Below are 18,235 nucleotides of genomic sequence, written 5' to 3'. Positions count from 1 at the left end.
TTCTTTCGCTTAAAACAAGAGGTGATTATAGATGAAAATGAAACCCCCAGTAGAAAAAAATGAATACTACGACGTGACATTTGAGGATTTGACTCACGAAGGGGCAGGCGTCGCAAAGGTGCAGGGCTTCCCGATCTTCGTGCCGAACGCCCTGCCTGAGGAAAAAGCCCAAATCAAAGTGACACGCGTCAAAAAGGGCTTCGCCTTTGGCCGCCTGATCGAGGTGAAGGAAGAAAGCCCGCACAGAACGGACGCCCCATGCCCGATTTACAAGCAATGCGGCGGCTGCCAGCTTCAGCACATGACCTACGAAGGCCAGCTCTTGTTTAAACAAAAACAAGTCAAAGACGTCTTAGAACGGATCGGCAAGCTGGACCTGTCAAACGTCACCGTGCACCCGACACTCGGCATGGAAGACCCTTGGAACTACAGAAACAAAGCACAGGTGCCGGTAGGAGAACGGGAAGGCGGACTCGTCGCCGGATTTTATCAGCAAAGAAGCCATGACATTATCGACATGAGCGCCTGCCTGATCCAGCAATCTAAAAACGACGAAGCTGTCCAAGCCGTCAAAGACATTTGCGCCAAATACGGTGTCAAAGCCTATAACGAAGAACGCCATAAAGGCTGGCTCCGCCATATCATGGTCAGATACGGCGTCGTTACGGGTGAAATGATGATCGTCTTCATCACAAGAACAAGCGATTTCCCGCATAAAGCGAAGATCATCGAAGACATCACAGCGCAATTCCCGCACGTCAAATCCATCGTGCAAAACATCAACCCAAACAAAACAAACGTCATTTTTGGCAACGAAACAAACGTCATCTGGGGCGAAGAATACATCTACGACCTCATCGGAGACGTCAAATTCGCCATCTCCGCCAGATCGTTTTATCAGGTCAACCCGGAGCAAACCAAAGTGCTCTACGACAAAGCGCTTGAGTACGCAGAGCTGAAAGGCGAAGAAACCGTCATTGACGCGTACTGCGGCATTGGCACGATTTCGTTGTTTTTAGCGAAGCAGGCGAAGAAAGTGTACGGCGTTGAGATTGTGCCGGAAGCGATTGAGGATGCCAAGCGAAACGCAGAATTAAACGGCATCACAAACGCGGAGTTCGCGGTCGGAGAAGCGGAAACCGTAATTCCGAAGTGGTACGAAGAAGGCATCGCAGCAGATACGCTAGTCGTCGACCCGCCAAGAAAAGGCTGCGACGAAGCCCTCCTGCGGACGATTGTGGAGATGAAGCCGAAGCGGGTGGTGTATGTGTCGTGTAACCCTGGCACGCTTGCAAGAGACCTGCGGATGCTTGAGGATGGCGGGTATACGACGCTCGAAGTGCAGCCTGTGGATATGTTTCCGCATACGAATCATGTGGAGTGTGTGGCTGTGCTTGAAATTGAGGATTAATGAAGTTATAAAAAGCAAGGGCCTCTCGGATTAGAGGCTTTTTGTTTTCCTGTATAATATTACAATATCCTATTTAAGAACAGGGGTGTATTAAAATAGTAGGTAACGTTACAATTCTTTCGAATTTTCCCATTAAAGAAAATTTGAAAAAGGTTTTAAAAAATTATCAACATGCCAAGAGTGAAACTTTCAAGAATCATCCTCTTGGTTACCTTGTTCGTCATGAAATAAAGAGAAATCTTATTGCAGAGGCTAAATTAGATCTATCCAAATATCATGTAGCAGGGTCAATTGGGATCGGGAAATGGGCTGAGGTTCCATGGATATCTATTTTTAAAAAGAATCTAACAACCTCAGCAACAAGAGGCTACTATATTGTTTACTTGTTTAATGCTGACGGTAGTGGGTTATACGTTAGCTTGAATCAAGGATGGACATACTTCAAAGAAAAGTATGGAACCAAGTTAGGTAAGGCAAAAATTCAAAAGACAGCTTCTATTATCAGAGAAAAACTAAATACTATACCTCGGAAAATGAACCTTTTGAATATTAGTTTAAAAGGAGAAGGTGATCTTGCGAAAGGGTATGAATTAGGACATATATGTGGTCGATATTATGATATGAGTAATTTGGATGAAGAAGACATCATAAGTGATTTACAAGCTTTATTAATTACATACATAGAATTAGAAGGCTTCATTGGAAACAGATCTATAGAACAGTTTAACGATTTCATTTTGTTGAAGGAAGACGGTCTGTTTTTAGAAGATGGGGATAATGAAGAGAAATATCAGTTGGCGACTCAGCAATTCATTGTATCAGAGGGTATAGTTGGGGGATATGAAGTTAATATAAAGAGAGAACGCCCAGATCCAATCTTTAACAAAGGTGGGCAAAAACAATGGTCAAGAAATGCGGGTTTAGCATCAAAAGCTATGATACTTTCAAATTATACATGTGAAATAGATCGTTCACATAAAACATTTATCTCAAAATCTACAAATAAACCGTACGTTGAGTCGCATCATCTTGTTCCTATTGCAAAACAAGAAGAGTTTCGATATGACTTAGATCAATTGGCAAATATAATTAGTCTTTGTCCACTTTGTCATCGTCTTATTCATTTAGGGAAAGATGAAGAGAAAGAAGAACTGTTGAAAAAATTGTTTGAACAGCGTAAAGAGCAACTTAACCGTGTTGGGGTAGAAATTACTTTTTCTGATCTTAAAAGGCTCTACGATATACCTAAATGCTTCTAGAGTAACGTACTATAGTATCTTTCTCTATGCTTTCTAAATTATAACAGTGTCATTTATGACTCTCAATACATTAAAGTACATTATTGACTGTCGGTAATATAAAGAGGATTTTCTATGACTTAGATTCTGATAAAGTTCTAAAAAACATACTCTTACTCCTAATCTTTTCAAGAAAACAGACGCAGCCCAAAGCTGCGTCTTGTCTTTAACCAATCGTTTCATTCCTTGCAATCATAATGTCTCTCTCAAAGATGGCTTTGTCTGCTAGGGAGTTCGTTGAATCGTTTGCAGCTTTGCTTGTCATGTTTCTGGATGCTACGTTTACTTCATTTCCTAAGGAAGAACTGATAAAGCTTACACCGATCAAAGCAATTACAGCGCACAAAGTCAGTTTAAATTTCATACAAACAATCCCCTCTCTGAATTTGTTTGCGGGCATGAACCATCTTTTTGAAACAGATAACAGAATCATCCATCTGCCCAATTTCAGTATAAAACTTTGCGGCTAATAATGCCAACTCTTCCATATAAGGATATCCTTGGGATGTCTCTAATTTGTTGAAAACATTTAATAAAATGGATGCTTCTCCTTTTTGGATAAACAGCGCCTGTAATCCTTCAAACATGATTTTAAATAGGTCATCGTTGAATTTACATGCGAAGCGTACGCCTTTTCTGAAACAATCCATTGCCTGTTCTTGTTTATGTTGAAGAAAATAAATTAAGGCTAAATCGTGGTAAGCTTGTGTCAAGTTGTTGAAATTTGATTTTTTAAATTGGAGTATCGATTTCTCCATGTATTTTGCTGCTTTCGTCAATTCGCCCATTTTAAGATAACAATTTCCGATATTGAATAAAGCTTGGCCGTAAATCCGCTTGTTTTTGCTTTCAAGAAGCCGTGCGCCTTTTAGTGCCTGTTCGAGGTGAGGGAGCGCCTTTTCATGACTTTCTAAATCGTCGTAGTTTCCTGCGATCACAAAATGGCATTGTATGCGGCGGACTGAGTAAAGGTCGTGTGTTTTATAGATGTTATACGCCTGAGAAGAATAGTGCATTGAGACATGGGTTTGTTTCATATGGTAAAACACTTCAGCCATTTTAAAATAAAATTCCGCCCGCTCAATTTCATCTGAAATATAGGGAATTGTGTTTTCTGCTTTTTGATAGAGTGTAATAGCAGTCAAGAAATTGCCTTGTTTAAATTCATACATTCCCTGAAAAAAGTAATAGTAATATTCAACTAGTTTCTCCATCTTCCTGTTGCTGCCTTCAATTCTCTTTAAATATTCTGACAACTTCATTTGTTTTCCTTCAGATGGAATCACATAGTCGATCATAAGCTGATGACGAAATGCAATGAGCTGATAGTAAATCAAGAGGTCTTGGTCTTCTTCCATAATGTCAATGTCCCGTTCGATCTCAGCTTTCAGCATTTCAGCGTCAGTCACATTAAACTTTTGAATATGCCGGTTCCACTCATTAATTTTCATCCCAACATGCGGAGACGAAATCGTGCCCAAACTTCTCACCCTTCCTCTTCTCACTAATTATGTAAATTTTATCAATACTGAAATTTAATAGGAAGGGGTTGAGCAACCGCAAAAAAAATTTTCGGTGCAGTCCGCAAATGGCAGTTTGGGTGTTTCGCGTTATATTTGGTTTTGTGGAGGTAGTACAATCTCAACTTTTGAACTTTGGATTGCGGTTATCACGACTGAGCAGTTTCGTCGTACTCTTTCAGCAGTTTTTCTGTTTTATGCATTTCTATGAGCATAGGATTCATGTAGTCGTTAGCTGATTCTAGATATGCTCTTGTGAGAGTGTCTAGTTTATTTCTAACTTTAGAGAGGTCTTCTTCGAATTGTTCCTCAGAGAAATGTTGGATAAAGACTTTTGCTTCTTCGTATCTTTTTAATATGTTTTTGACATTGGAGTTGGATTCTTTTGATTGTTTGTTTTTATTGTTGTGATTGTTAAATTAATTTGTTTTATTAATTCTCTTCTTACTGTCAAAATGTTGCTCCTATTATAAAGAGATATGAGATAAATATAAAACCTTAATATTAAAAAAAAGTATAGAGTCATCTAAAATCTCATCGTATAGAAAACTTTAACCCATTCAGAAGCAATCAATTTATTAGTTGATCGGTTAACAAATTTTATAATAGGTTTGTTTTTTTGGTTTCCATAAAAGCCAACCTGAGAATATAAAATAGCCCAGCAGTAAAAAGCTGAGCTATTTTTGAATTATAGACCGAAGTAGTTTATTACAAACTGTTTATCATCCTCATCTTCAGGCAATATTCCTAAATTTTTATATTCCCATACTACTTGTCGTTGAGTACCGTTTAAGTCTGAGGCAATGACATCGGTGTAATCATATTCTATTGAAAATTTGCCGCTTCGTTCTAGATTCAAAGTGAGGTTTGTCCATAAGTCTTCATTGTTTGTTTTAAATTCATTTTGTAACTCTTCGAAATAATCATGCAATTCATATAGAAGTTCGTCATATATATCTTCATCAACATTAAAATGTTCAGGAATATCGTGTGAATATATATATTCCTGATTTTGTGGAGTAGTAAAGAAGAAGTAAACTTCTGAAGAATCATCTAAAATTTCGGCATAAAGAGCAACCTTCTTCCATTCAGAGGGGATAATTTCATTTATTTGCTCAGCGATTTTTTGATATACTTCGCTCATTTTTTGAGTTTCCATTCGATTAACCTCTAACTCCGATTCGATGATTGCATTAGTTTATGTTTAGATAATCCTTAACAAATTCTTTATCCTCTTCATCTTCGGGGAAAATACCCAAGTTATTGAACTCCCAAATCATTTGTCTTTCGTATTCGTCCAAATCAGACTCAATAACATCTTCATAATCATAATCAATTGAAAACGTTCCAGAGCTTTCAAGATTCAGTGTCAAATTTGTCCATGCTTCGGGATTATTTTCTTTAAATTCAGTGTGTAACTGCTTAAACAACTCTTGGAGGTCTAGTAGTAGTTCGGTATAAATTTTTTTACTGACCTGAAATTGTTCTGGAATGTCGTGAGAGTATATATATTCATCGTTTTCTGGTGTTTGAAAGAAAAAATACACTTCTCTGGAGCCGTCTAGTATTTCTGCATAAAGAACAACTTTGCTCCATTCGGAAGGGATCATGTCATTAATTTGTTCTGCTATTTTTTGATATAGCACTTCCATCTTTTTTGTTTCCACTAGATTAACCCCCTGGTTTATTTTCTATAGTAACTTGTCTCGCTCTACGATTACCTATCTTATATTCAACATTAAATAATACAGGTCTAAGTGAATCTCCCTGATAAACCGGTTCTATATTAACTTTTACTTGCTTAGGAGGTTTTCCATTTAACGCCTTTGACCACACTTGCTCCATTTTGTACCATTTCCCGCCGCTCCTATTAATCTGAGAATTCATCGGCACGATATTGTCAAACTGGCCTGAGCCTTTGAATTGGGTGGCGATTAAATGGCCTCCGTCATCGTCAGGCTTTCGGTCTTGGGGCTTTCCAGCATTCGACTGTGCATATTGGTTTCGTTTTGCTTCTCCCATCTGTAAGTCTGCTTTGACACTTGTAATTCTACCATAATTGTCAGTGGTGTACGTGTAGCCTTCTTTTGTTTTATAAACGACATTTGGCTTCAGCACTTTCTTTCTGCTCCATTTTGCATAATGCTCGCCGTATTTGACGGTTACCGGCGGAACATGTGGCGCTGGAGTTCGTCTTCCGCTTGATGACGTTCCGTATGGTTTCGGCAGGATGACCTTGGCGAATTTTTGCAGTCCTTCTTTAAGCGTGACCCCGTTGACTGCGTTGTAAGGAACGCCTGCCGGCACTAAATCGTGACGGGGATGATAGGGGAGAATATCCGCAAGTGTGAGATCTCCGATTTGATTTAATTTGGTTTTGACGTGTTTTTTGGATACTTCTATGCCTGTGTTTACTTTTTGTTTGATGTGATCAATGGTTTGTTTTGAGACCGTGATGGCTTTTTGTGCTGTTGCTGATTTGCTTGCTGCTGTTTTGACTTTGGCCGTCACTTTGGCGGCTGTGCCTGTTTTGGAGACGGCGCCAACGCCTTTTGTGCCGACAACTGATGTGACAACAGTGCCAACCGCATATGACACCCATCTTGCTCTTGAGTAGGTGTCACCATTCACCATGTCTTTTTGGTATGATTCTTCGATTGCCGCTGAAATGGCTTCATACGTTTTGATCGGGTGAGCCACCGCTCCTGTAATGGCTTCAACGGTTCCGCCCGGATCTGTGACCATATCCCACAGACCTGTGACCGCGTCTTTTCCTGAATCGTAAAGGCCGACGGCAACCCCTTTGAAGCCTGCTTCAAGCTCACGCGTGTTTTCAATTTGGATGAAGTATCTTTGCTGTTCTGCTGTCAGATTTTCATAGCTGATTGTTTTTGCCATTTCGTAGAATTCATCAGCATCTGCATAATCGTAGTTTTTCAGTCTTTCTTTCAGTTTTTCAATCTCACGTTCCTTCGCTTCCTCTTTCTTAATCTTCAAGTAAGCATCCGTCCGCTTTTCAATGTCGCCTTTTTTCTTATGTATGTCACTCTCACGGTACGCCTTGGCGTTGTAGTGGATGGGAGTTGCGTTTTTGCCTTTTCCCGTTGCGTCTTGGAGCTTTTGGAAGTCGGACTTGATGAATTGTTCGTTTGGTTCTGACAGGGCATATTCTGTCTTCAGGTCTTCGTCCAGAGCGTCCAATTTTTCCAGTGTTTTTTTGCGTTTGTCGTTGGCATCGGCCAGCTCGTCTTTGAAGACTTCTGTTGAAAACAGGTCGAGCGGGAGGATGTCGTTGATATCGTTCAGGATGTCTTTCATGGCTTTTTTCTGTTCGGACATGATGGATTTCGATTTTTTGTGGGCGTTTGCCAGCTCATGTTCCAGAAAGGATTCTTCGATGTATGCGTCAGAGAGGGCTTTATCCTCAACGGCTCCGGCGATGCTGTTGAAAAATGCGATTTTCATGTCGATATAGTCGATCCATTGGTCGGTGACGCCGACGTGGTCGTGGTAGAAGGCTTTGATGTTGCTGGCGCCTTTTCCTGAGAATTCGCTGTCACTGAGATCCGCGACGCTTTTTAACGCTTTTCTCAAGTTGACCATTTGCGTTCTTAGTTCTTTGTACTCTTTTGCACGGTCTCTCGCTTCCGAAAGCAGTGTTTTCGCTTCAAATACTTTCATGACCATTTCCCTTCTTTTTTACACTCAATATCAAAATTTTACCACGGTGCGGGATAAGGGTGGGTGTGAGAACATGTTTCGGTGGAAAAATGAGTCATTTGGCATGGATCTTTATTCATGGAGGGATTGTGTAAACATAGTCGAAATGATTATTAATAGACATGTAAAGGAGCGTTTTGATGAAGAAAAAAGGCATTACATTCGGTTTATTAGGGTTTATGATATGCATCATCCTGTTTGCTCTGTATCTTCAGTTACATAATAAAAGCAATATTCCTGTCAAAACTTCCGCCATTCATCCTGAAGAAGACCGCATCTTTTTTATCTATTCCAACCCTCTCATAAAAGAGAGTACGCTGCTCTCAACCTCAACAGGCGAAAGATTTAATAGGCGCACGTTCAAGGTGGCGGATGTGCCGTACATCCAAACGAAGTCTTACGCATCAACAGACATTGTATTATTAGCGGAACATGAGTCCTTTTATTACACGCTGGAGAAGGATGGAATCAGAGAGCATCCGCTATCAAATCCCATTTTCGTTCTGGTATGAGGGGAAGGATGTTTCTGTTAAGGCCTATAACGTTGATACGACGGGGAATGACATCCATATAAACGATAAAAAAATGAAAAAGGAATATAGCCTCACCTTGCCTTCACTTGTCACGATGGGGGCGAGTGACGAGAATTATATTTATGTCATTCAAGGCATGGCAATTTACGTGATCGACAGAAACACAGAGGAAATCATTGAGACCCTAAGCTTAGCCTCGTATGGGGATAAATTCGCAGACTCAACCGATTTTATTGTCGCAAGCTCCCAGCATGAACTGACTGTGGTTGAAAAAGGGACATGGAAGACGAAGTATATTTCTTATCCTGATGATCTTGAATATGCTGATACCGTGTACTATGACAAAGAAAGCGGCCATTTTTATGTGACGTACGAAGACAAAGAGGGGGAAGCGAACCTGCTTGAGTATGGGAAGGACTTTTCTTTTCACACATACGGTTTAAAATTCCCTTATATGGATGCAAAGTTTAAGGGGAGTCAACTGTATGTTGTTGCCCAGGAAGAACATAAAAAAGGCATTGGCGGGTATGTGGGTGTGTTTGATATCCATACCAAGAAGTTGCTTTATCAGTTTGATTTGCCTGAGGAACAGGTGAAGGTTCAGGATTTTGTTGTGATTGATTGAGTGTATTCAGTCTCTTTCTGCTTCTGTAAAAGCGGAATATACAGACCACCAATACACCTTGGACTATCAAAGGATAGATAACAACTATAATTATCAATGTTAGATCAATAGAATGAGGTTGACGCTGTGTTACTAATTGCTTAAAACATAGATGCTTTGCGCATGGAGCAATGCCTATAGACAAAAAATCAGGATAACAAAGAAGAAGGAGGCTCATTAGAACCTGTCAATAAAGTAATGAGATTGAGAAAAGTGGGCGAAAGAGTGCTGTTACGAGCTGGTGAATACGTATATGGAATAAACGAAGAGCCTATGCCGCAACGTATATGTGTTGCGGACATAGGTCTTTTTAATAGTCATATTTTACAGACAGGGGAAACGGATATCTGAGCGTATGTTGCGCAATCATTGTAAGAGGCACACGGTTTGTTGTCAGAGCTGACACAGTATTCTTAATGACTGACTGATTACATTGCACTGCTTTTACCAACTCTTTACAATCTTTATGCCAAATTAATCTTAGATTGATATTCGTTTGCTAGTATCAAAGTATGAAATAAATAAGAGTGAGGAGTTTGATGATGAAAAGGACGTTTTTAGCTTTGCTTACTTTAGTTATACTCGTCGTATTTTCAGGTTGTTCATCTTCTGCCGGAGGAGCAGGTGCTGAAAAGGATACGCTTACGATGGCTTGGCTTCCCAATGAATCTGGGTCAGACTTTACAGAAGCACGGGATGAGATAGGAAAGATTATTGAGGAGAAAACAGGCAAAAAGGTCAAACATCAAACGACAACAGACTATATTGTCGCAATTGAAGCAATCGCCAATGGAAATGCGGATATATCTTTCTTAGGCGCGCAGGGTTACATAGAAGCACATAATAAAAATGAAAAGGTTCTTCCTCTCGTCGTTCGATCTGGTGAGTCCGGGACTTTAGAGGATGCGGTTTATTACAGCTGGCTGGCTGTCAATAAAGGTAATGTGGATGAATATAAGAATGGTAACGAATTTTCGATTGACCACATTAAGGGTAAGAAGTTTTCTTTCGTATCTAACAGTTCCACTTCTGGGTTCAAGGTTCCATCGCAAGGCATCGTGGATTATTTCAGCAAAAAGGATGAGTTTAAGAGCTTGAAGGCAGAGGATTTGCTGCAAGGCGGCAAAAACCAGTTTTTTAGCGAGGTATTATATGGAGGTTCTCACCAAGGATCTGCAGTCAACCTGTTATCAAACAAAGCGGATGTCGCTGCGTTCTGTGATTCATGTGTAGACACTTATGTAGAGTTGGCGGAAGGGGAAGAGAATCGTCCCGGAGCGGTTTATAAAGTAAAAGAGGGGGCGGCAGAACCATTTAATACAGTTGTCGGGAAAGAATTTTCCCTCATTTCCGCTACTCCTGTGCTTAACGCGCCATTTGCCATTAACTCTGAGAATGTGGATAAAGATCTCCAAGCCCAACTTGTAGACATATTAACATCTGATGCGGTGACAAATAACGAAAAAGTTTTCGTGCCAGAGGATTCCAAGTTTACAGGGTTATTCACGAAAAAAGGGGATGAGCGTTTAGTAGAAGTCGATGACTCTTGGTTTAACCCGATTCGCGAACTTTCCAAATAATGAATAACGAACAAGGAGATGTAAACTATGTCAGCCTTATTAGAAGTGAATCAAGTATCCAAACGATTTGGCGAGGATCAATTGGCGTTGTCAGATGTTTCCTTCTCTGTCAATCAAGGAGAGTTCGTTTCAATTATCGGTCCATCAGGAGCAGGGAAATCGACTCTCCTTCGCTGCATTAATCGCATGATTGATGCAAGCAGCGGAGACATAACCTTTGATAACATCAATGTGACGAATCTAAGGAAGAGGGACTTAAAAAAAATCCGAACAAAAATGGGGATGATTTTTCAACACTATAACTTAGTGAACCGCTTGAGTGTAATTGAAAACACCCTTCACGGCAACTTAGGAAAAAAATCCACCTTGGCAGGGGTTTTCGGCCTGTACAGTCAAGATGAAAAGGAAGAAGCCGTTAAGATTTTGCAAGTTCTTGGTTTGGAAGAACACATTTACAACCGGAGTGACCAGTTGAGTGGTGGACAAAAGCAGAGAGTGGGAATCGCCCGTGCCTTGATTCAAAATCCCCGCATGCTTCTATGCGATGAGCCCATCGCTTCACTAGATCCTAATTCTGCAAAGATCATCATGGATCATTTGAGAAACATTTCAACTGACATGGGCATAACCGTTCTCGTCAATCTTCACCAAGTAGACGTAGCTATGAAGTACTCAGATCAAATTATCGGAATCAACCGGGGCCGGGTTGTGTATCATGGTTCGCCTAAAAACATTACGAAAGAGGATATTCAGAGTATTTACGGCTCAGAAGCTGAGGATCTTATTTTTGATATAGGAGGCATCCATGCAAGCTAACATCTTTGCAAAAAAGAGACGCAGTACATTAGGCACTGTTTTTATCGTAGGCGTCGTTACATTGTTAGCGATTATCATTACCGAATTCAATGTTATTAAAGGTTTTGCCTCTCTTCCTAAAGCCGTCGAATGGGGGGTGGGAAACTTCTACCCGACGAAAGAGTCGTTAGCGAAACTGCCGGATATCATGGAGATGCTCATCGAGACATTGCTTGTCTCGATTGCAGCAACCACAACAGGGGCCATATTTGCTCTGTTATTTGCGATTTTAGGCTCCGACACAATGAGGGTGAATGTGTTCTTTGGCCGTATCAGCAGAGGCATCGCCACTATTTTTCGAAATATTGATGTGGCGGCGTGGGCCATGATCCTATTATTCTCGTTTGGCCAGAGTTCATTGACTGGTTATTTTGCTTTGTTTTTTGGCTCGTTCGGCTTTTTGACAAGAGCTTTTGTGGAAACGATTGATGAGGTGAGCGGAGGCTCTGTTGAGGCGCTGCAATCGACTGGAGCGGGTTATTTTCCAATCATCATCCAATCGGTGCTTCCGTCGAGCCTGCCGCAGATGATCAGCTGGATTTTGTTTATGATCGAGACAAATATAAGGAGTGCGACCTTGATTGGGCTGCTGACGGGCTCAGGCATAGGATTTACCTTTAACCTGTACTACAAGAGCCTCAACTATGATATCGCCTCATTAGTGGTGGTCGTCATTATCGTAACGATCTTATTGATTGAAACCTTATCGAATTATGTAAGAAGGGTGATTTTGTAATGGATTCAAACGAACAAATGGACGAATCAAACCAGGTGCTTACATCCCCGCTGCCCAAAAAAATAAAAATCAAAACAATGACAAAATCAACGGTGGTTATAAGAGGCACCCTTCTTATTCTAGCATTGCTCACGGTATATGCATTCAGCAGTTTTGACTATAAAGAACTGAATGTTGGGGAAGCGGTCCTTGCCACTTTTGCTAACTTGAAAGCTATGTTTTTTGAGCCTCATCTTAACCATTTAACGTTTACTGATGCCCTTTACGGCGTTTTTGTGACACTATGTCTCGCTTTTTTGACCACGGTATTCGGAGCAGTCATCGCCTTGTTTTTAGGCTTGCTTGCTGCTGAAAACTTAACCAATAAACGGATTTCCACGGTTATGAAAGGATTGGTTGCTTTTATAAGAGCTGTTCCGACAGTATTGTGGGTGCTGATTTTTGCTGTAGCGGCAGGTCTGGGAAGTGTTGCTGCTGTCATCGGTATGACATTTCATTCAATCAGCTATTTGGTGAAGGCCTATTCAGAGTCTTTTGAAGAACTGGATAACGGGGTGATAGAAGCACTTCAAGCGAGCGGAGCGAACTGGTGGCAGATTATCTTTCAAGCCGTAATCCCTTCTTCTCTCACTTATATGATTTCATGGACGTTTCTGCGGTTTGAAATCAATTTTGCGGTCGCTGTCGCAATGGGCGCAGCTGCGGGTGCAGGCGGTATCGGATTTGATATGTTTATGGCGAGCAATTTTTATCAGGATATTAGAGAAATAGGCTCCATCACCTACTTTATTTTAGCCATTGCTGTCCTTTTAGAGATGGTAGCCGTTAGGTTGAAGAAAACGCTCAAGGTAAATGGGTAAGACTAAGGACAACCCCTTTTTAACAGCTTAGTAGCTGGGCGAAACAGGATCAAAGAAGCTGGAAAAGCTTCTTTTTTGTATTTGACATCGTTTCGATGAGTGAATGGCTGAATGGCGTATTACAAGTAAAATGACATGGACCCTTGCCTAAAGGGGCTTTTTTTGCGAAGAAAAGCAAATTGACAGGATGAAAAAACAATTTCTTCCTTTCATATTGTTTTCAAAATTTGGGATTGATAGAATATGACATATCTCACAGAGAAGGAGGGAAGCCGTTGAGTCAAGCCATACCGTCTTCGCGTGTTGGTGTTAAGATTAATGAATGGTACAAGATGATTCGCCAGTTCAGTGTTCCGGATGCTGAGGTTCTGAAAGCGGAGGTGGAGCAGGACATTCAGCAGATGGAAGAGGATCAGGATTTGCTGATCTATTATTCTCTGATGTGTTTTCGGCACCAGCTGATGCTGGATTATTTGGAGCCGGGACAAACATACGGGAATCGCCCTACAGTGACAGAGCTTTTGGAAACAATTGAAACTCCTCAGAAAAAACTCACAGGCCTTTTGAAATACTACTCTTTGTTTTTCCGCGGCATGTATGAATTTGATCAGAAAGAATATGTAGAAGCGATCGGGTATTATCGCGAGGCGGAGAAAGAACTGCCGTTTGTGTCAGATGAAATTGAGAAAGCGGAATTCCATTTTAAAGTGGCAGAAGCGTACTACCATATGAAGCAAACCCATGTGTCGATGCATCATATTCTTCAAGCCTTAGACATTTATCAAAACCATCCCCTATACAGCGTTAGAACGATACAAAGCTTGTTTGTGATCGCCGGCAACTATGATGATTTCAAACATTATGACAAAGCGCTCCCGCATTTAGAAAAGGCGCTGGAATTGGCCATGGACATTCAAAACGACCGCTTTATCGCCATTTCTCTATTGAACATCGCGAACAGCTATGACAGATCAGGAGACGATCATATGGCTATAGAACATTTCCAAAAAGCTGCGAAAATAAGCAGAGAGAAAGTCCCTGATCTGCTTCCGAACGTCTTGTTTGGATTAAGCTGGACATTATGTAAGGCAGGCCAAACACAGAAGGCGTTTCAGTTCATAGAGGAAGGATTAGAACATATGACAGCCTATCCAAATGCGGGGTCCCACAACCTTTATAAAGAATTGTATCTGTTCTTGCAGGCAGTGTACAAAGAGGTTGTTGACGAACGGAAAATTCATGATCTTTTAAGCTATTTCGAAAAAAAGAACCTGCACGCGTACATTGAAGCATGTGCCCGGAGTGCAGCCGCTGTTTTTGAAAGCCGCTGTCTTTTTGAACACGCTGCTGCGTTTTATCGGAAAGTGCTGAAAGCCCAAGATGATATTCAAAAAGGAGAGTGTTTATATGCCTATTAAGAAAAAAGTGATGATGTGCCTTGCAGTTACGCTAGTTTTCGGAAGCATTTCGTTTCCTTTCTTGACGCAGTCCGGCGGCTTTAAGGAATCTACAGATCGAAATACGACGCATCTCGATCATTCCCCTTACAATCTTATGAGTGATCAGAAGAAGAAAGCCCTTAGCTAGGGCTTTTTCTTCCTTTACGGAAGACGTTCGACTTTCCACATCACGGCATTCCTTCTATTTCTAACGCAAGACACTCGAAACAACCAAACCATTTGAGGTATAATGGATAAAGTGAATAACAGTATTTAGATTGATATATATGAAAGAGAGTGGAACATCATGGGCCGTAAGTGGAACAATATTAAAGAGAAGAAGGCGTCTAAGGACGCGAATACGAGTCGGATTTATGCGAAGTTTGGCCGTGAGATTTACGTGGCGGCGAAGCAGGGCGAGCCTGATCCGGAATCCAACCAGGCGCTGAAGGTAGTGCTTGAGCGCGCGAAAACTTACAGCGTGCCGAAAAACATCATTGAACGTGCGATTGAGAAGGCGAAGGGCGGAGCGGAAGAAAATTACGATGAGCTTCGTTATGAGGGCTTTGGTCCGAACGGATCAATGATCATCGTTGATGCGCTGACGAATAATGTAAACCGCACGGCGCCGGAAGTGCGTGCGGCGTTCGGGAAAAACGGCGGAAACATGGGTGTGAGCGGATCTGTTGCTTACATGTTTGATGCGACGGCTGTTATCGGTATGGAAGGCAAAACAGCTGACGAAGCGCTTGAAATCCTGATGGAAGCGGATGTCGACGTCCGTGACATTTTAGAAGAGGATGACAGCGTGATCGTATATGCTGAGCCGGATCAATTCCATGCGGTGCAGGAGGCGTTTAAAAACGCGGGCGTTGAGGAATTTACAGTAGCCGAGCTAACCATGCTTGCGCAAAGTGAAGTAACGCTTCCGGATGATGCGAAGGAACAGTTTGAAAAATTGATTGACGCATTAGAGGATTTGGAAGATGTTCAGCAGGTGTATCATAACGTTGATTTAGGTGAATAAAACGTAAGCAGACTGTTATGGTCTGCTTTTTTTGTTCTTGAAAGTGTTAGGTTTGATGCCTATCGGTCTGTAAATATTTATCTATTAAAAAAAGTTCTCACCTTTATAGTTAAAAAGACCTTCGGCAGAGCCGAAGGTCTTCTTCATTATCGATTGAATTGAAAAAGCTTAGCCGCGTTTTCAGTGCCGATTTTGTACCGATCCGTTTCGCTGATTGGACATTGGTCAAACCAGGAAGAGATTTCTTCCATTGTTTCATAAGGATAGTCGACCGAAAAGAGGATGCGGTCTGAGCCAACCTCTAACAATGTATCAATTAAAGCCTGGGTTCTGAACACACCGCTTGTTGTGAGATAAAAGTTTTTGCGGAGGTATTCAGTTGGCGCTTTCTTATGGCTGCCGTGGGTTTCAGGACGCTGATGGCGGAGTCTGTGTTCAACCCGCGGCAATGTAAACGGCAGGCCCTCGCCCAAGTGGCCAAGGATGACAGTCAAATCAGGGTATTCGTCGAAAAGGCCGCTGAGCATCAGGCGGATGGCATGTGTTGCTGTTTCAAAACCGAAGCCCCACGCTGAACCGAGGAGACCTTCGTAGCCTTCATAGATACGCTGCTGATGCGGCAGCGGGATACGCGGATGCAGATAGACGGGAACCTGCAGTTGCGCGGCTTTTTCCCAGAAAGGGCGTACCTGGGGCTCGTCTAAATATTGAGCGGTGTTTTCGTCCCCAATGTTGCTGTAGCCGTTGACCAAGGCACCCACAAAGCCGAGCTCGTTTACGGCCCGTTCGAGTTCCTTCGCAGCTTCTTCAGGATCTTGAAGCGGAACTGCCGCAAATGCTTTAAAGCGGTCAGGATGCTTAGAAACGAAAAATTCCGCAGCGTGATCGTTCATTTGCCTTGCGAGATTCACAGCTCTGTCAGGATCAGTGATACCTTCAATACCAGGCTGTGTCAATGAGAGAATTGAGGTTTGGATTCCGTTTCGATCCATGTCTTCAATCCGTTTCTCGAATTCCTGCAATCGTACTTGGACAGCGCTGAAATACTCATCGTCAGTAAAATTGTGGCTTCCTGTAGCCGGAAAATCAGGAGATTCCCAGTGCTCTTCTAATGCGATTTTTCCTTTCATATGCCAAAGACTCCTCTCTTTATCATAACGGGTGGTGAAATCAGATGGAGTGCACTCATGTTACGTAACGAAGCTTCGTTAAATAATTATTGAACATAATGTTCATTACTTTACATCATGTACAAGATGTACGTTCATGGTACAGTAGATTTTGGGAAAAGGTCAATAAACAGAGAACGCCCAAATGTGTAGAAGTAGACACCTGCGGATGATTTGTCCAGAAGAAAATGAAAGTTAGACAGGGAGGAAAAAAATGTCTAAAAAACACAAAGTCGATCCGAGAATCAGACGAACAAACCAATATTTAAGAGACGCTTTAATCACCCTTCTGAAAGAAAAAGATGCCAATTCGATTACAATTCAGGAAATTACCGAAAAAGCGGATCTGACCCGCGGCACCTTTTATTTGCATTATCGGGATAAACAGGATTTTCTGTTTCAAAGTATGACAGAGGTTCTTGATGATTTGATCCGGCAGGTAAAGCCAGAAACGCCGGTCGGACCGGTCAGTATTAATGAGGATCATCCGCCTGTATCTTTTGTGAAGCTTTTTGAGTACATCCATGAACATGCCGAATACTTCCAAGTGATGCTGAGCGACAGAGGTCTGCCGCAATTCAGAAGTCTTATGGCGGAGTTTGTTCAGAAACGAATTTACGAGGAATTGCTTTCTTCGATTGAGGAATCAGAGAAAACGCTGCAGGTGCCGAAAGAGATACTCGTCAGCTATATCACATCGGCCCATATCGGGGTTATTTGTTCCTGGCTGGAGAGCGGCATGAAGTACAGTCCGTTGTTTATGGCGAATCAATTAACGCGTTTAACGCTGCTGGGCCCGCTCCGTATCGCTGGGATCGAAGAACAGGTCAAGCTTCCTTATTAACGCTTTTAGTCATAACCCTGTCTCCTTCCTCATACCTATTAAGGTCATTGTTTTTGAGAAAGGAGGAGCCGGAATGAAGGATATGCAGCCGTTTACGCCCATCAAATCATACACGCCCTTTCACAGCCGTTTTGATCCCTGTCCGCCCATAGGGAAGAAATATTACAGAACGCCGCCTAATCTCTATATGACCTTTCAGCCTGAGCATATGGAGCAATTCTCGCCGATGGAGGCTTTGAGGAAAGGCACCCTTTGGAAGGATCTCTATGATTTTTATGAAAACCCTTATCGAGGGGGAGACGCACATGACAAAAAGGGTTGATGCCGAATATTACCGTCAGCTTGAGCAAATACAGGCTGCTGATTTTGTGCTTGTTGAGCTGAGTCTTTACTTGGATACACATCCTCATGATGAAGATGCGCTGAAGCAATTCAATCAATATTCCGGCTATTCAAGGCACTTAAAAAGACAGTTCGAATCCTCTTACGGACCGCTCTTGCAGTTTGGCAACAGCCCAGCTGACAAGGATTGGGATTGGGGGAAAGGGCCTTGGCCGTGGCAAGTATAAGGAGGAATGC

Annotated in this window: 18 protein-coding genes and 2 pseudogenes; 13 read left to right on the top strand and 7 right to left on the bottom strand. The window is 41.9% G+C overall.

Going from position 1 to position 18,235, the window contains the following annotated elements:
• Window positions 1-31 precede the first annotated feature (31 nt).
• Both rlmD and Q3W56_RS05900 read left to right on the top strand, forming a co-directional pair.
• Window positions 32-1,411 carry a 23S rRNA (uracil(1939)-C(5))-methyltransferase RlmD gene (gene rlmD / locus Q3W56_RS05905; protein WP_302894819.1) on the top strand — a complete coding sequence of 460 codons (1,380 nt, stop codon included), beginning with the start codon at window positions 32-34 and terminating at the stop codon, window positions 1,409-1,411.
• Window positions 1,412-1,554: 143 nt separating this feature from the next.
• On the top strand, window positions 1,555-2,670 hold the full coding sequence (locus tag Q3W56_RS05900; RefSeq protein ID WP_302894818.1) for an MrcB family domain-containing protein: 1,116 nt from the start codon (window positions 1,555-1,557) through the stop codon (window positions 2,668-2,670).
• Window positions 2,671-2,875: 205 nt separating this feature from the next.
• On the opposite strand, the gene Q3W56_RS05895 is transcribed toward Q3W56_RS05900, so the two are convergent.
• The 6 genes and pseudogenes from Q3W56_RS05895 to Q3W56_RS05870 all read right to left on the bottom strand — a co-directional run bounded on the left by Q3W56_RS05895 (window position 2,876) and on the right by Q3W56_RS05870 (window position 7,910).
• Window positions 2,876-3,073: a hypothetical protein gene (locus Q3W56_RS05895; RefSeq protein ID WP_302894817.1), complete on the bottom strand. Its 198-nt coding sequence runs from the start codon at window positions 3,071-3,073 to the stop codon at window positions 2,876-2,878.
• Window positions 3,063-4,190: a Rap family tetratricopeptide repeat protein gene (locus tag Q3W56_RS05890; RefSeq protein WP_079288967.1), complete on the bottom strand. Its 1,128-nt coding sequence runs from the start codon at window positions 4,188-4,190 to the stop codon at window positions 3,063-3,065. The genes Q3W56_RS05895 and Q3W56_RS05890 overlap by 11 nt, the downstream gene beginning before the upstream one ends.
• Window positions 4,191-4,378: 188 nt before the next feature.
• Window positions 4,379-4,683 (bottom strand): annotated as a pseudogene (locus Q3W56_RS05885) (hypothetical protein).
• 234 nt (window positions 4,684-4,917) lie between these two features.
• Window positions 4,918-5,388 carry an antitoxin YezG family protein gene (locus Q3W56_RS05880; protein ID WP_079288966.1) on the bottom strand — a complete coding sequence of 157 codons (471 nt, stop codon included), beginning with the start codon at window positions 5,386-5,388 and terminating at the stop codon, window positions 4,918-4,920.
• Window positions 5,389-5,422: 34 nt separating this feature from the next.
• A complete protein-coding gene (locus Q3W56_RS05875) occupies window positions 5,423-5,896 on the bottom strand; it encodes an antitoxin YezG family protein (RefSeq protein ID WP_114150843.1) in 474 nt (157 codons plus the stop codon).
• A gap of 4 nt (window positions 5,897-5,900) precedes the next feature.
• The gene (locus tag Q3W56_RS05870) at window positions 5,901-7,910 is read right to left on the bottom strand and encodes a T7SS effector LXG polymorphic toxin (protein WP_302894816.1); all 2,010 of its coding nucleotides are present in this window, start codon (window positions 7,908-7,910) and stop codon (window positions 5,901-5,903) included.
• 179 nt (window positions 7,911-8,089) lie between these two features.
• Here Q3W56_RS05870 and Q3W56_RS05865 point away from each other — a divergent pair.
• The 8 genes and pseudogenes from Q3W56_RS05865 (at window position 8,090) to Q3W56_RS05830 (ending at window position 15,643) form a co-directional block, all read left to right on the top strand.
• Window positions 8,090-9,107, top strand: a pseudogene (locus Q3W56_RS05865) (hypothetical protein).
• A 581-nt stretch (window positions 9,108-9,688) separates the two neighbouring features.
• Window positions 9,689-10,726: a phosphate/phosphite/phosphonate ABC transporter substrate-binding protein gene (phnD, locus tag Q3W56_RS05860; RefSeq protein ID WP_268399522.1), complete on the top strand. Its 1,038-nt coding sequence runs from the start codon at window positions 9,689-9,691 to the stop codon at window positions 10,724-10,726.
• 27 nt (window positions 10,727-10,753) lie between these two features.
• On the top strand, window positions 10,754-11,542 hold the full coding sequence (gene phnC / locus Q3W56_RS05855) for a phosphonate ABC transporter ATP-binding protein (protein ID WP_268399524.1): 789 nt from the start codon (window positions 10,754-10,756) through the stop codon (window positions 11,540-11,542).
• A complete protein-coding gene (locus tag Q3W56_RS05850) occupies window positions 11,532-12,317 on the top strand; it encodes a PhnE/PtxC family ABC transporter permease (protein WP_268399527.1) in 786 nt (261 codons plus the stop codon). Before phnC ends, Q3W56_RS05850 begins: the two co-directional genes overlap by 11 nt.
• Complete coding sequence (locus Q3W56_RS05845) at window positions 12,317-13,177, top strand: PhnE/PtxC family ABC transporter permease (RefSeq protein WP_302894815.1); 861 nt, start codon at window positions 12,317-12,319, stop codon at window positions 13,175-13,177. Before Q3W56_RS05850 ends, Q3W56_RS05845 begins: the two co-directional genes overlap by 1 nt.
• A 275-nt stretch (window positions 13,178-13,452) precedes the next feature.
• Window positions 13,453-14,595, top strand: a complete 1,143-nt coding sequence (rapH, locus tag Q3W56_RS05840) for a response regulator aspartate phosphatase RapH (protein WP_302894814.1) — start codon at window positions 13,453-13,455, stop codon at window positions 14,593-14,595.
• Window positions 14,585-14,764: a phosphatase RapH inhibitor PhrH gene (gene phrH, locus Q3W56_RS05835; RefSeq protein WP_302894813.1), complete on the top strand. Its 180-nt coding sequence runs from the start codon at window positions 14,585-14,587 to the stop codon at window positions 14,762-14,764. Before rapH ends, phrH begins: the two co-directional genes overlap by 11 nt.
• Window positions 14,765-14,923: 159 nt before the next feature.
• Complete coding sequence (locus tag Q3W56_RS05830; RefSeq protein ID WP_302894812.1) at window positions 14,924-15,643, top strand: YebC/PmpR family DNA-binding transcriptional regulator; 720 nt, start codon at window positions 14,924-14,926, stop codon at window positions 15,641-15,643.
• 146 nt (window positions 15,644-15,789) lie between these two features.
• Here Q3W56_RS05830 and Q3W56_RS05825 read toward each other — a convergent pair whose 3' ends face one another.
• Window positions 15,790-16,773 (bottom strand): amidohydrolase family protein, encoded by a 984-nt coding sequence (locus Q3W56_RS05825; RefSeq protein WP_302894811.1) that lies wholly within the window; start codon window positions 16,771-16,773, stop codon window positions 15,790-15,792.
• Window positions 16,774-17,026: 253 nt separating this feature from the next.
• On the opposite strand from Q3W56_RS05825, the gene Q3W56_RS05820 reads away from it, so the two are divergent.
• The 3 genes from Q3W56_RS05820 to cotJB all read left to right on the top strand — a co-directional run bounded on the left by Q3W56_RS05820 (window position 17,027) and on the right by cotJB (window position 18,225).
• Entirely contained in the window at window positions 17,027-17,656 is a 630-nt protein-coding gene (locus tag Q3W56_RS05820; protein WP_302894810.1) for a TetR/AcrR family transcriptional regulator, read from the top strand.
• 73 nt (window positions 17,657-17,729) lie between these two features.
• A complete protein-coding gene (cotJA, locus tag Q3W56_RS05815) occupies window positions 17,730-17,978 on the top strand; it encodes a spore coat-associated protein CotJA (RefSeq protein WP_268399542.1) in 249 nt (82 codons plus the stop codon).
• Complete coding sequence (gene cotJB / locus Q3W56_RS05810; protein WP_019713543.1) at window positions 17,962-18,225, top strand: spore coat protein CotJB; 264 nt, start codon at window positions 17,962-17,964, stop codon at window positions 18,223-18,225. The genes cotJA and cotJB overlap by 17 nt, the downstream gene beginning before the upstream one ends.
• Window positions 18,226-18,235: the final 10 nt, after the last annotated feature.

Source organism: Bacillus sp. C28GYM-DRY-1, assembly GCF_030519405.1.
Taxonomy (GTDB): domain Bacteria; phylum Bacillota; class Bacilli; order Bacillales; family Bacillaceae; genus Bacillus; species Bacillus spizizenii_A.
The sequence above is the reverse complement of the archived record's forward strand: the minus strand, read 5'-3'. Positions and strand labels throughout refer to the sequence as shown.